Here is a 14,128-nt window from a genome sequence, read left to right as displayed (position 1 = left end):
TCATAACATGCACTGCATGAACTTGTATATGTACCAACCTCTTATAAGCACTGGTCTTGCGGTATGTGATATGACCTGATGCCCTTGAAACACCACTCATATCTTGTGTTTTGAACAATCACGATGGATCAAATCTGGTATCAAATACCTGCGTCCTGGCACTTCAATCATGCTATATACAGCATCTACATGTGGACTGATTCAAGATTTATCTTAAAGGCATCTCGTGTGGAAACAACTTCCCAGTTCTGAGTTACCATCATGATAAAAATGTTCTTCAATTGTCTCCAACGGAACCTCCTCCTTTCGTGAACTTGTACCACGGATCTCTGTTTCCTGCGCACCATGTGTAAAGCCTTGTCTGTGAGATTCTATCAATCTCTGTGAACACTTCGTACATGTTATGTGTCACGGGTGACAATCTATGGTGTGCCATCTGTATCTTTTCAAATGGCCGTTCTTTAATGTAACTTTATTATACATGATAAGGGCTAAATCGTCAACATATTTTTTGACAATTTATTAATTTTATTGTCATTGTTGTTGCGTTTTATCATCAAATTGTCTTTTATGTATATAATTGTGCGAATATTATACACATTTTATCTGTCCATCTTCTATCCTTACGATACGATCGGCCTGATCTGCTATATTTCCATCGTGAGTAACCATAATTATAGTCTGTCCATCTTCACTCTGCAGTTCTCTAAGCAGTCTCAGGACCTCTTTTCCTGATTGAGAGTCCAGATTTCCGGTAGGTTCATCACAAAGCAATACTTTTGGTTTGTGTATGAGCGCTCTGGCTATCGCAACCCTCTGCTGCTGTCCACCGGACAACTGTGACGGATAATGTGTCAGTCTCTCTGAAATTCCAAGTTTTTCAGTAAGCTTATCAAAGTACTCCTCATCTACCTTAACCTTATCTATCATCATTGGCAGGAATATATTTTCCTTTGCAGTCAGCTCTGGCACCAGATTGAAGAACTGGAATACGAAACCTATATTTTTTCTGCGGAATTTTGCAAGCTGTGCATCTGAATATCTGAGTATATCTTCATCATCATAGAATATCTCTCCTTCTGCTTTTGTGTCCAGTCCGCCCATCAGATGCAGCAATGTTGACTTTCCGCTGCCTGATGTTCCTATAATCGCTGTAAATTTTCCATACTCAAATTCCACGTTACAGTTGCGAAGTGCATGAACAGTATTTGTTCCTTCACCATACGTCTTATTTAAATCCTTTATCTGAATCATATGCATCGTCCCCCTTACTCTTTTTCAGCCAGATCATCAATTATCTCTTCCGATTTCTTCCTATGAATGACCAGCACCGTAATAATCGTCGAAATCACAACAAGGAATGTTCCTATCAATATCAATGCTCTTCCCACAGGGACAACAAATATCTCGCTGTCAAATAAAAATACATGCTGGAGTCTCGTTACCTCTTTTATAACATCTGCATCTACATTCCATAAATCTGTCTCCGGCCAGTTGAACATGTTTAGCGCCTGTTCGTACTTGTAGCGCAAAAGCCATCTCATACCATACACCATACCGGATCCGACAGCACATGATACCAGGGCATTTCTTATGTTATGCCATACAAACGTCATGTTCCATGAGCGCTTCTCCATTCCAAGTGCCCGCATGATCGCCACGTTCCGCCTGCCATTCTGGTAACGCATGGTGACAAGTCCCCAATATCCCCATGCCGCCATGATAAGAAGAATAAAGAACAGGCATATGGTACTCGCATACTGTGATATATATGCCTCACGATACTCCTTATCACACTCATCTATCGTCCGTATCCTGAGTTCCATTGAAGAGTCCAATATATCAGCAAACCTGGATACAACTTTATCAATATCTCCCCTGTTGCTTAGAGATATATATGTAACGTCATAACATGTCTTAAACATCCCAATACTGACTGCTGTGTCCTGTGAGGCCACTATTGCATATCCATACTGTGAAGCTCTGCCAAGACCTGCGTACAATACCGGATCGCTCTCCTTTGTGGTCTCTGGAATCACGATTATCGCATCCACGATTTCAACAGTCTCCTTGTATTCACCTTTTCCGTTCACAGTCATTGTATGCATTACATCGCCTATCTTATATGGCGACTCCGCAGTCATTCCGTCATATTCATATTCAACACACGCCACACCATTTTCATGGGTACCTATTGCCCCCTCTTTTACATATTTATCCAGCTTTCTCATTCCGTTATCATCCAGCCATATCGCTGGAACGTTGAAATAAAATCTATCGTCTGCATGATAGAATTCTTCTGTATCTTCCGGAAACTGGACCTCCGCCTGCCACAATCCATCCGGAATATCCTCGTCATTTCTATCATAAAATATATCAAAGCCATCGTTTGTGGAGAAACTCTCTATTGACTTTACTTCGTTCATATCCGCAATGCTCTTGCGCCCATCCTCAGTAAGTCCTGTATCTGTAAGCAATACTCCACCAGTAATCCCCGACCCCTGATCATAAAGGCATATATCTACATCACTGGTTTCCATATCCAATTGTCCATATGTATAATATGTGTCTCTGTCCAGATCATCATTGTGAAAATATCCTTTTCCCTTGCCGTCCATAGAGCAGAATGCGTAGCACATCACCGCCGCAAACAGGATCAGGGCAACAGACAACATCTGCATTATATTTGCAAATGGAATACCGGAAACCACCGATTTGATTCTCCCGAATGATCTCACACGATCTCTTCTTATAAGTCTTCTTGATTTTATATGAAGGTATATATAAAAAAGTAAATATCCAAGAGTAAATGTACCTGTTGCACACACAACAGAGATTACAAATGGATTTTCTGTAATCTGCTGTACACACCACTCCACTGTATAACCGCGCAATTTAGGCAGCCTCAGAAAACGACTTTGAATCTCGAGTATGACCTCATATACAGTGATTCCAACGACTCCGCCGCATATCACTCCTGAAACCAGCAGGATTCCCCATTCCAATATATGTATCCAAGCCACTTTCATCCGGCTGGCTCCTATATCTCTCACGATATCCAGGGATTTCTGCCTCTCGCTCATAACAGTTATCATCACGCCAAACAGGGATATAGCCGACAAGATCACAGCAATAACACTGAAATATAGTATTCCCTGGACAGAGTCCGACAGATAACTTTCGCTGTTAAGCTTCTCGTTTCCAAGGGTAATGTTGCAGATATCTTCTGCAGCCGATCTGCTGCGGCCGGATCTTGGCCATATTCCAGTTTTGTCATAATAATCCTGCGCAAACTCTTCCATAGCGCTCTCCGACTGCTCTGTTATCTCGTCATCACCATACAGTGAGACAGCAGTATATACGAATGTATTCTCATCCAAATCACAGTCATCCCGCCACAGATATATCGTTGGCATCTGTACTTCCGAAAGGTCAGATCCCCAGTCTACTCTGTTCTCCTTAAGATCTCTTCTGCTGTCTGTACACAATACACCTGTGATAGTAAACGTAATCTGTCCCACATGTCTACCTGTTCTCAACAGATATGTATCATCCAAATCGTAACTGTCAAATGTTACTTCCTTTCCAACATACGAGTCAGGATCAACAGTAAAAAACATATCCTCCAACACATAATCGTACACTGCTGCCTCCCCGGTTTTTTCAGGGAATCTTCCCGACGAAAGCTTTACATACTCAAGCTCCTCTGCCGTATCGTCAATATATGTACCATATGTATACTGTGTTTTGTCATTTCCCAGCTTTCCACATATAGCCGTACGCCCGATCATGCTGACCCTTTTGTCTTGTGACATCTCCTCATATGCATCACTGCCAAGATTGCTATACAGGTAAAATGTCTTACTACTTCCCCGCAGCTTGTCATCATACTGCCGTCTACATTCTGTTCTCTCCATCAAAAGTGCAATCAACAGGAAAGCCGTTAATATCACTATCGAGGTAAGCATGCTCGCAAACTGCTTTTTATGATATCTCCAGTATTTTGTTATCAGAAATAAGTTTGTTTTCATATGTCCCCCCTATCTTAAATTATCCCCCATGTTGTCCCTGCTTTTATAATAAACTTATATACATATATTCCGCAATATATGGGAATCTTAAATCTTCTTCAAAAAAATAACAGGAGCCCTACATATGAGACTCCTGTTATTTGACATTTTATATTAGTGCCTGATATTTTACTGGTGATAATAACTCAGGAAATCAGCCAGCTTTGCGGTTGCCTCCTTGAGTATCTCCATATTTGGAAGATATACTATCCTGAAGTGATCCGGATCCTTCCAGTTAAATCCCGTTCCGCATGTGACGAGGATGTGCTTATCTCTCAGAAGATCAAGAGCGAACTGTTCATCATTTGTGATGTTGAACTTATCCTTGTCAAGTTTAGGGAATATGTAGAACGCTGCCTCCGGCTTAACCACACTTATTCCCGGTATATCACAGAGTGCTTTATAAATATACTCTCTCTGATCATAGATCCTGCCTCCAGGCAGGAGCAGCTCATCTGCGCTCTGATATCCGCCAAGACAGGTCTGAACTATACTTTGGGCAGGAACATTTGAGCAAAGTCTCATGGATGACAGGAGGTTAAGTCCCTCTATGTATCCCTTCACATTGCTCTTGTTTCCACACAGACACATCCAGCCAACTCTGTAACCTGCAACTCGGTGGGACTTGCTCAGTCCGTTAAAGCTTATGGTGAAAAGATCTGGTGCCAGAGATGCAAGAGCTACATGCTCCTTATCGTCCATGACAAGTCTGTCATATATCTCATCAGCAAAAAGGATAAGCTCATTCTCCCTTGCAACCTGAACTATCTGCTCAAGAACCTCCTTTGGATAGAGAGCTCCTGTAGGGTTGTTAGGGTTGATGACTACGATTCCTTTTGTTCTTGAGGTTATCTTCTTCTTGATATCTTCTATATCCGGATACCAGTTGGACTGCTCATCGCAGAGATAATGAACCGCTGTTCCTCCTGCCAGGTTGACAGATGCTGTCCACAATGGATAGTCTGGCATTGGGACAAGTATCTCATCACCAGAATCCAGCAGCCCCTGCATGGACATGGTAATAAGCTCGCTGACTCCATTTCCTGTGTATATGTCATCGATTCCTACATTTGGAATATTCTTCAGCTGGCAGTACTGCATGATTGCCTTTCTTGCAGAAAAAAGTCCCTTTGAATCTGAATATCCCTCAGTATCTCTGAGATTATATGCCATATCCCTGACCACCTCATCAGGCGCCATAAGTCCGTGCGGTGCAGGATTTCCTATGTTCAGCTTGAGGACATTTACCCCTTCAGCCACCATTCTGTTTGCCTCGTCCATAACAGGACCTCTTATGTCGTAACACACATTGTCAAGCTTTGATGATTTTTCGAATTTTCTCATGATACACACTCCTTTATATCTCTTGATCCCTTGTTGTCTGTGTTTGCTGATTGTTGGTTTTAACCTGCGTTTTCTTCGAGATTACTCCGCATCTGCCGATGCTCCCGAGCAAGCTCGTGCATCGCAGCAGCTTGTCACCCTGAAAACGCAAAAAGCCCTAAGCATACTTATAATATGCTTAGGGCGAACTTTCTTGTCCGTGTTACCACCTAAATTCAGGAACTTATTCCTGCTCTCAGCCGACAGCCATCACTATCGTTGTTCCTATAACGTGGAACCTTCCGTTGACCACTACCCGGAAATCTTTCGCGGTCACAGCTCGGGGACTGCTTCCTTAAGGTGTCCTATAGGCTCGCACCAAACGCCTACTCTCTGAAGTGACAGTGACTTAAGTACTCCTTCCTGTCTTTGCCTTTTTCTGATTTTTAGGATAGCATTCTGATGTCGTGTTGTCAAACAGTTTTTTTATTTCATAAATGCACACTCATCCTCGTTACAGAGTATTCCCTCTGGATTGTACATATTCATATGGAATACATGACCACTGTCAGGATTGTTCTGTCCATACGCTTTTGTGATATGTGCAATTCCAACTTTGTTCAGCACCTCATCCAACACTTTTGTATGTGATGACAGATCATCATTTACACTGTACATGAGATACGCCTCCGGGAACTCAGCATTTACATAATCAAGCTGATCCATAAACAGCTTGTACTGTTCCTCAGTCACTGCATATGCCTGGCTTATTTTCTTACTTTCACATTTTTCAGCTTTGTCGTGCGAACTTGTTTTTCCGTCACTATTCTGGTCATCATCCACATCATTTCTCAGATACCATGCGGATATATTGTCATTTCTTTCTGCCATCTTGTATGCACCACAGTTAAGGCATACCTTCTTAGGCAGTAGATCATATGTGAAGAAATCAAGCTTTGCCCTGTAATCGCTGTTTGATGCTATGATGCAATAATTTGCCGTGAGCTGTGCCCCCGCCGAATCACCGACCATGTAGAGATTGTCCATGTCTATTCCAAGTGTCTGCGCATTCTCATGGATATACCGAATGAGATACGCCACATCCTCTATGGCCGCAGGATATTTGTTCTGCGGTGACAATCTATAGTTAAAGTTCACCACCACGTACCCGTGCTCCGCAAGAAGGCAGCAATAGTGGCTGTACAGTTCCTTGTCACCATAGAACCAGCCTCCGCCATGCACGCTCACTATCACCGGATATTTTCTGTTTTCATCTGTCATATACGATATTGGAACGCAGATATCCATGTAGCTGTTGGATGTATAGCTTGCAGAATCCACGTCTGCGGCATCCCCGGAATCGGCAAAGAATATAATGTTCCTCTCTACACCTTTGTCCCATGTTTCAATCAGCTCATTGAAACGGACCTCATCAAGCTCCTTTTTGTAATCCAGATTCTTTATCTGTACAACATTTGCCGGATATTCAAGCCCTCTGTCTCTCGCCGCATCACTTGCTTTCCAGGCGTGGCGCATATTTACCCATGCCGGAAGATTCTTCTCCACCGCACCGCGGCTGAATATCTCTGCTACGTTCTTCATCATTCTTTCTCTGTCCATAATTTCCTCCATTATTTTAATCTCTGTGCTGTATCCTGAAATAGTCCAGGTACTTTTTAAACTTATCCTGCGCAGTAAGGCAGGTATCCCGCAGATATCCTCTTTCTCTATTCCATTCTGAAAGTCCTCTATAATAATACCATTTGAGATCTTCATCTATGATAAATGGAATTATATCATATTTCAGACACTCCTTGAACAATATCAGCCTGCCAACCCTGCCATTGCCATCTTGAAACGGATGAATACTTTCAAATTCATGGTGAAAATCCAGAATATCATCTAGTGTCTTTTCATTGAGCTTGCGGTATCTTGCAAGGAGATTTTTCATTTTCTCTGGAACTTCTTCCGGCAAAGCCGTATCATGACCGCCCACCTCATTCGGAACTTTCTTGTAATCTCCCACCGCAAACCATTCTTTTCGTGAGTCCTGAGTTCCATTCTTGAGAATCAAATGCAATTCCTTTATCATTTTCTCACTTAATAAGTTCTTTGCATCATCGATCACCAGATCTATACACCTGAAATGATTGGTCGTCTCGACTATATCGTCAACATTTATCGCCTGATCACTCACGCCTATAGTATTTGTCTCATATATATACCGTGTCTGATCATGACTGAGCCTGCTGCCCTCTATATGATTGGAATTGTAAGTGAGATCCACCTGTATCTTATGATAAATGCCACCTTTAATTCCATTTTTTTTCTCTTCTCTCAGCACAGTCAGCAGATCCCGGTTCTCTTCTCCCGCAGATTGACGCATTGGTTTCTGCGCAGAATCCGGTATATTCCACGTCTTTCCCGTCAGAAAAGCCCCAGGAATCTTATCATGAGCGCAGTAATTTCTAACGGTTCGTTCTGACACATTCCATTTTTTTGCAGTCTCTGCAACTGAAATATAACCCATGAAAATCCCTCCTTTTACGCAATAGGCTTTTATCATCTGCACAGTGTTTTGTATATAGATAGTATATGCCGTTACCGGCAAAAAATCAACTTTTTCAAGATTTGAAACCGTTCATTTCTTGCCGATAGCGGCATATCTTACATTACTCATATATAGGTTCAAAGTCGTCTGCTCCGTGTCCACACAGAGGACATACATAATCTGCCAGAAGCTCACTTCCCTCATATACATAGTTACATATCTTGCAGCGCCATCCCACTATCTTCTTATCTGTCTTAGGAGGTTTGTCTGCCTTTGGCTTTACATGTGCCTGATAATCAGCATATGTGAGAGGCGCCTTGTCTGACAATGTCTTTGCGTCTACCACCTCCGCGATGAACAACGTGTGTGTTCCAAGGTCATGACGCTCAACCACCCTGCCACTGATGACCGCGCAGGCATACCAGCCCATGTATGGGATTCCGTTGATATCCTCCGGCATCTTTATTCCTTCGAATTTGTCCACATCTCTTCCCGACTGGAAACCGAAGTGCTTTATCGAGTCAAATGTACACTGCTCGTCAAGTACACTAAGGGCAAACACACCACTCTCCTTGAGCAGATCACATGTGTAATTCGTGTTGAGAACCGATATCGCAACCCGCGTTGGATTGTTCGCCACCTGTATACAGGTGTTGATGATGCAGCCATTTGCCTTGTCGCCCAGCTTTGTGGACAACATGAAAATCCCGTATGATAAACTGTAGATCGCCTTTTTATCCATGATAATAACCTCCTTGTCAATCATAATTAATCAGTTATATAGATTTATTCTCAATAAGATATTTCTATAATACCACATTATCATGCAAAAAGCTCCCCCTGTTTATCACAGGGAGAGCCTTTATTTAGTGAATAAATCTATCTCTCAACAGATATTATGTCATTTATTCCGTTGTCTGATTCCTGATAAAATACTTTTATTTTATCCCCGCTCTGTATAAATATCAGTTCCTCGTTCTCTGAGAAATCCTGCTTGTATACATTGCCATTTTCATCCGTGATATACACATATGTCGTCTCATCCATGTTGATATATTTGATATCAGCTACCGTGATCTGTCTGTTTGGTATATCGTCCGTCATGCTCTGCGTACTCTTAAGTCCGTTCTCTGCCAGCAGCTTGTTGTATGCCGCAAGTGCGTCCTTCTGGGTAGTGCCTGTAGCTACAATATTGTACTTCTCCACATCGACAAGCGCATACATCTTTACCAGACCACCGTTGTCCTTTAAGACCATGATGTAGGTTGGTATTCCGCTGATATTGATGAGTGATGGGAAGGATGCCTTATAACCAAGATGCTGTACCTGTCCCTCTGCCGATGACATGGCTGAGTATTCCTCTGCACCTGCTACTTTGTAATATTTGCTCTCTCCTGTCCGGAGATTCATCAGGGCAAATCCTATGTTGGACTCGTCACCATTTACCGATGTGACACCTGTATATACCCACACATCGCCGTCCATAACCTTGTAACCATAATCATCCGTAGTCCTCTTGCAGCCCTTATTGCCAAATACGCTGTTCCAGTAGCCGCCTGAGAGCTCGCCGTACCAGTCGTATTTCTGGCACACCAGGTCGCCATCATATACACGGTCCACCCAGTGTGGAACATCACTGACTTCATGGTACTCTGTATCGCCCGTACACGGATCGCATATAACCACGCCCTTTACATCCTTTGCACCGAAGAGTCCTGCATGCGACTCAAGAACCGGACAGATGTAATATGGATTGCCATCGTCATTGAGCTCCAGATAGAAACCTTCAAATATATATGTCGGATAAGCCATCTGGACATGTCTGTACAGGTTCTTGTTGAAATACGCTGAAGGTGAATACACTATAGGCTTTTCGGTCTGTATATAGTGTGCCTCATTCTTTACAGGATCCACAAGAACATAACCCGGGATTCCGTTCTTCCTGTTGTTCATATATTTGATGAATCCCGCATAGTTGAGTGCTGCGACCTTCATCGGCGCGCCATTGTAATCTATAGTGCTGTATTTGCCGCTGACCTCGTACTGACTGACCACATCCGAGAGTGAACCGACGGCTCTCTCACCTATGATTCTCGCTGTGCTTGTATCCATCAGTGCAATGTCATTTATCTGCCTGCTCTCCGGGATATCCGTCTGGAAGTCCCCATCCTCTATATTGATGAGACTTGCATACTTTGATGCACAAAACAGCTTGGATGACGCCGCCACCATAATGAGTCCGACCGCTATCATTATTACTACTATCCATGCTGCCGGTTTCGTTGCTTTCGTTGCGACACTCCTGTCAGCATTGCTCTCCACTGTAAAATCAAGTGTACAAAAACCAACCAATGCTGCTGAAATGATAAGCCATACCCAGAAACTTGTACTCTGTATGTTAATCGCCGGCGTTGCCGCATAATAATATATGAGCTCTCCCACAACAAGCACTGCAAATGCTATCGCATTCCATTTGCCGAGCCTTCCCGGGGCTTTTGCAAATATCTCCTTTGCCGCTCCTGTGCTTTTCTTTTTCTTTGTCTGTTTACCCATGTTGCCCTTCTTTCCGGCTTACCACGGTCTGATTTTTCACTGCATATACTTACCGGATCGTGTCTGCCATTAATCTATCTACTCCATATGTCTGCCCCATATATTATCATCTATTCCGATAAAAATATATATCTATCCGGTATATGTTATGCCTCGTATCGTTCTGCCAGTGAACGATTGTATATATGTGCTCTCCTGTGCTTTTTGTTATCCTTTTGCCTTCCCTATCCACTTCACAGCCTTCGCCAGCCTCTTCCCGGAATCGGCAAAATGTCCGCCTGAATTTATCTCATATATCACATCGTTGTCCTTCTTCAGCAGGTCGCAAATCTCCTTTGTCCGATCCGCAACAGTTGACATCAGCCTGTCGGATGTCCGCGATTCTTTGCCGCCTAGGCTGATGTATATACGTTTATTCGCAAGTGTTGGCTGGCTGTTTACATATTCCACAAATCCCGGATACCACATTGAACCTGAACATGTGGCACACCCGGCAAATATATCAATCTGATACATTGCCCAAAGTGCAAAAAGCCCGGCAAGCGAGTATCCCATGATATAAAGAGGTCTGTTCGCCTGACTTTGAATATCCAACTGTGGGACGACCTGCTGTTCTATATAATCCAGTGTCCGTCCCGCCTCTCCGGCAAATGATCCATCGACCTCATCTGATCTCCACGGTGAGAGATCCCTGTTCCAGTCATCTATCTGTATCGCAACAAGTGTAAACTGTTCTTCTCCCACCAGTTCTCTGATAGAATCCGCTGTGTGCTCCAGTTCATCTCCCCTGTGTGGGTACATGACCCAGAGGATGATCGGACCATTTTCCGAAGATATAAGTGTGTGTACCTGCATGTTTTTCATCTCCTATAGTGTGTCGGCTATCTTCTGGACTTCCTCCACTGATATGTTCAGTTTCTTCGCTATCTCTTCTATAGGAACCTTCACATCCAAATATGCCCTCACTGCACCCTTTAATTCTCCTCGCGCCTCGCCTATAGATATTCCTCTTTCTTCTCCTCTGGCTTCCGCCCTATCAAGTACTTCACACATATTTTTTAAACCTCCTTTATTTCCGTTAGCCTGCGCCTGTTCAAATCTTTCGTCCTGCGTCAATACGCTCATGAGCTTTAACACCTCGTCAACAATTGTTTTTCCACCGAACAACAATACATTTACTATATCTGCAAATACATCATTATAATCTGCCAGTATCTTTTCTGTTATATCCTTTTCTCCCATACAAACCTTCCTCCTCTTGTTTCTATGAAAAGTAAAGAAACCAATAGAGGATAGTTGCATGAATTTATAGCCATATTTTTTATAATTATACTATAGCAAAACCTGAGCGGCAACACACCTCTACCGTCTCCATATTAATTTGAATTATTTTGTGATAATCGCAGTGAAGTACTGCAAAGATCAATTTCGGAATTACACATAACATGATAAACGAAATATAACACGCTGATTTTAGAAATACAATTAAATAACTATAAACTATTCAAAAGTATTGAACTCGTATTTTCATACCATTTCAAATGAACGTTTATTGGAACTGCAAAAATCAGCTACACAAAAATAAAATTTAACAAGATATAAGGATCATCTGTGGGTAATCAACTTGCTCACGGATGATTTTTATTTATACGGCGATTTCTCATAGTTGACTTATCGCGGAATCTGTATTATATGTTATAATACAGACAATACAAGAAGGAGGGCCACCACATGATCATAGAGCTTGACATGAGTAGTGACACACCCATATACGTACAGCTGCGCAATCAGATAGTAAAGGGAATCGGCAAAGGCGAGATACAGCCAGGCGAAAAGCTTCCCACTGTAAGACAGCTTGCGGCGGATGCCGGCGTGAACACAATGACTGTGAATAAGACATACCAGATACTAAAAAATGAGGGATATATCAGAACTGACAGAAGGCTTGGCGCATTTGTATCAGAAAATATCAATATGGACGCCGAGTTCCGTGACAAGCTGGAGTCAGAGTTGGAACTTCTGTCCGCCGAGGCAAGCATAACCGGGATGAACCGGGAAGATTTTCTCAAGTTATGCGATGAAGTATATTCCAAAATGAAGTCTTCTCCAATCCAAATATCCACTTAAATTACTAGAAAGGAGCCGCTTATGAGCATAGCATTATTTATCATCTTCCTGTTTATGAACTTCTTCATACTGCTCATAATGAAGTTCGTATATACAAGTAATTATTCGTATACCGAAGGAATGCTCCTGGGTGTCCACATTCCAAAGGAACACATTGAAGACGAAACCGTCCTGAATATTGTTGCTGCTGCCAGACGTAAGATGAACCGGATTATCTGGATAAATCTCATCCTTGGAACAGCCCTGTGCTTTGTCGTATTCTGGGAGATCATTATATTCATACTGGCATACACTGTCTGGATGATCGCATTCTGTTTCCTTATAACATATGCAAACAACTCTGCGCACAGGAAAATGTATGCCCTAAAGATGAAAAATGATTGGGTGGTCCCTGATCAAAGAAGAAAACGTTACATTGATACAAATGTGTCAACCCAGATCGGCAAAAGTGAGATCAGTTTCAATTATCATGGAATAATAATCCTTGTAGAGCTCATTTGCCTAGTGCCATTTGTGATAGGGAAAAGTGCGGTCATATCAACCACAATGATAATAATGGGACTCTGCTCCGTCCTGATGTCACTTACATCCATGATATTCCACATATATGTAAACCGGCACGAGCGAACTGTGTACAGCTCGGATACCCAGCTCAACCAGACCGTCAACAGAACCATGAAGATATACAAGGGACTAGCAATGCTGATTCTTTCGGCAACAAATGCTGTCGCATGGGTATATATCACTATTGACACCCTGATTCATTGCATATCATCAGCCAGTAAGTCCCGGCAAATTTCGCTTTCTGATATCCTAAATTTCAAGGGTGCGCTTGTAGATGTCTCGCTGTGCAGCTCCGCACTCTATGTCTATATATTTGTCCAGACTCTTGCTGCCATCGGATTGTTTGCACCTCTCCTCATGGCACAAAGCAGAAAACGTGAACTCTTGGCCGCCGACACCCAGCCTCTCTACGTGGATGACGACGAATACTGGAAAACCGGATATTACTACAATCCTTCCGACCCGCATGTGCTGGTTCAGAACAGATTGCAAAGTGGAAATTATACATTTAACTATGCCACCAGGAGCGCAAAGATTTTTACAGGACTTACATATATCCTTATCACCGCCTGCATTGTCTGGACGATAGGCGTGCTTGTGCCATTCATAAACGTGCATATTGACACTCATCTTGACTCCAACAAACTCACAGTGTCTGCTGCCATATACTCATCGGAGATATATTTTGATGACATCGAGGAGGTTCAGCTTCTGAATGAACTGCCAGACGACGATTTTGTTCGCACAAACGGAGGTGCCACCGATGAATACCTGATCGGTCATTTCAAGAGCAGCACCTACGGCAAATGTGAGCTGTATGTATACGCAGACAGTTATCCCATCATCATGATAAAGACAAGGGATGAAGTGATATTTATGAACACCCAGGATTCTGATGATACTTATTCTATCTTCGAATCCATACATTCATGAGATAACG

At 42.7% G+C, this 14,128-nt stretch carries 11 protein-coding genes and 1 other annotated feature; of the genes, 2 read left to right on the top strand and 9 right to left on the bottom strand.

Annotated features, from left to right (window positions below):
• Positions 1–591 precede the first annotated feature (591 nt).
• The 9 genes from GT575_RS03255 to GT575_RS03215 form a co-directional block, all read right to left on the bottom strand.
• Positions 592–1,260: an ABC transporter ATP-binding protein gene (locus tag GT575_RS03255; RefSeq protein ID WP_055222400.1), complete on the bottom strand. Its 669-nt coding sequence runs from the start codon at positions 1,258–1,260 to the stop codon at positions 592–594.
• A gap of 8 nt (positions 1,261–1,268) precedes the next feature.
• Positions 1,269–4,031, bottom strand: coding sequence for an FtsX-like permease family protein (locus GT575_RS03250; protein ID WP_161171475.1), 2,763 nt, complete (start codon positions 4,029–4,031; stop codon positions 1,269–1,271).
• Positions 4,032–4,199: 168 nt separating this feature from the next.
• The gene (locus GT575_RS03245; protein ID WP_161171474.1) at positions 4,200–5,414 is read right to left on the bottom strand and encodes an aminotransferase class I/II-fold pyridoxal phosphate-dependent enzyme; all 1,215 of its coding nucleotides are present in this window, start codon (positions 5,412–5,414) and stop codon (positions 4,200–4,202) included.
• A gap of 176 nt (positions 5,415–5,590) precedes the next feature.
• Positions 5,591–5,832: a binding site (T-box leader), on the bottom strand.
• A 47-nt stretch (positions 5,833–5,879) separates the two neighbouring features.
• Positions 5,880–7,013, bottom strand: a complete 1,134-nt coding sequence (locus tag GT575_RS03240; protein ID WP_161171473.1) for an alpha/beta hydrolase — start codon at positions 7,011–7,013, stop codon at positions 5,880–5,882.
• A 16-nt stretch (positions 7,014–7,029) separates the two neighbouring features.
• Positions 7,030–7,923, bottom strand: a complete 894-nt coding sequence (locus GT575_RS03235; RefSeq protein WP_117875315.1) for a Fic family protein — start codon at positions 7,921–7,923, stop codon at positions 7,030–7,032.
• Positions 7,924–8,065: 142 nt separating this feature from the next.
• Entirely contained in the window at positions 8,066–8,686 is a 621-nt protein-coding gene (locus GT575_RS03230; RefSeq protein WP_161171472.1) for a flavin reductase, read from the bottom strand.
• A 137-nt stretch (positions 8,687–8,823) separates the two neighbouring features.
• A complete protein-coding gene (locus tag GT575_RS03225; protein ID WP_161171471.1) occupies positions 8,824–10,497 on the bottom strand; it encodes a hypothetical protein in 1,674 nt (557 codons plus the stop codon).
• Positions 10,498–10,704: 207 nt separating this feature from the next.
• Complete coding sequence (locus tag GT575_RS03220) at positions 10,705–11,352, bottom strand: alpha/beta hydrolase-fold protein (RefSeq protein WP_161171470.1); 648 nt, start codon at positions 11,350–11,352, stop codon at positions 10,705–10,707.
• Positions 11,353–11,364: 12 nt separating this feature from the next.
• Positions 11,365–11,739, bottom strand: coding sequence for a hypothetical protein (locus tag GT575_RS03215; RefSeq protein ID WP_022217422.1), 375 nt, complete (start codon positions 11,737–11,739; stop codon positions 11,365–11,367).
• A gap of 489 nt (positions 11,740–12,228) precedes the next feature.
• Between GT575_RS03215 and GT575_RS03210 the strand changes: the two genes are divergently transcribed.
• Together GT575_RS03210 and GT575_RS03205 are read left to right on the top strand one after the other, a co-directional pair.
• Positions 12,229–12,624, top strand: a complete 396-nt coding sequence (locus tag GT575_RS03210; protein WP_117875311.1) for a GntR family transcriptional regulator — start codon at positions 12,229–12,231, stop codon at positions 12,622–12,624.
• A 21-nt stretch (positions 12,625–12,645) separates the two neighbouring features.
• The gene (locus tag GT575_RS03205) at positions 12,646–14,121 is read left to right on the top strand and encodes a PH domain-containing protein (RefSeq protein WP_161171469.1); all 1,476 of its coding nucleotides are present in this window, start codon (positions 12,646–12,648) and stop codon (positions 14,119–14,121) included.
• The last annotated feature ends 7 nt before the right edge of the window (positions 14,122–14,128 follow it).

Origin of the sequence: Coprococcus sp. BIOML-A2 (assembly GCF_009875795.1) — a bacterium.
GTDB lineage: Bacteria > Bacillota > Clostridia > Lachnospirales > Lachnospiraceae > Coprococcus > Coprococcus aceti.
The sequence above is the reverse complement of the archived record's forward strand: the minus strand, read 5'-3'. Positions and strand labels throughout refer to the sequence as shown.

What these genes read in the sequence shown, in the direction of transcription:
- GT575_RS03255 (WP_055222400.1), bottom strand. Translation starts at nt 1,260, where the DNA reads ATGCATATGATTCAGATAAAGGATTTAAATAAGACGTATGGTGAAGGA.
- GT575_RS03210 (WP_117875311.1), top strand. Translation starts at nt 12,229, where the DNA reads ATGATCATAGAGCTTGACATGAGTAGTGACACACCCATATACGTACAG.
- GT575_RS03225 (WP_161171471.1), bottom strand. Translation starts at nt 10,497, where the DNA reads ATGGGTAAACAGACAAAGAAAAAGAAAAGCACAGGAGCGGCAAAGGAG.
- GT575_RS03215 (WP_022217422.1), bottom strand. Translation starts at nt 11,739, where the DNA reads ATGGGAGAAAAGGATATAACAGAAAAGATACTGGCAGATTATAATGAT.
- GT575_RS03230 (WP_161171472.1), bottom strand. Translation starts at nt 8,686, where the DNA reads ATGGATAAAAAGGCGATCTACAGTTTATCATACGGGATTTTCATGTTG.
- GT575_RS03240 (WP_161171473.1), bottom strand. Translation starts at nt 7,013, where the DNA reads ATGGACAGAGAAAGAATGATGAAGAACGTAGCAGAGATATTCAGCCGC.
- GT575_RS03245 (WP_161171474.1), bottom strand. Translation starts at nt 5,414, where the DNA reads ATGAGAAAATTCGAAAAATCATCAAAGCTTGACAATGTGTGTTACGAC.
- GT575_RS03205 (WP_161171469.1), top strand. Translation starts at nt 12,646, where the DNA reads ATGAGCATAGCATTATTTATCATCTTCCTGTTTATGAACTTCTTCATA.
- GT575_RS03250 (WP_161171475.1), bottom strand. Translation starts at nt 4,031, where the DNA reads ATGAAAACAAACTTATTTCTGATAACAAAATACTGGAGATATCATAAA.
- GT575_RS03235 (WP_117875315.1), bottom strand. Translation starts at nt 7,923, where the DNA reads ATGGGTTATATTTCAGTTGCAGAGACTGCAAAAAAATGGAATGTGTCA.
- GT575_RS03220 (WP_161171470.1), bottom strand. Translation starts at nt 11,352, where the DNA reads ATGCAGGTACACACACTTATATCTTCGGAAAATGGTCCGATCATCCTC.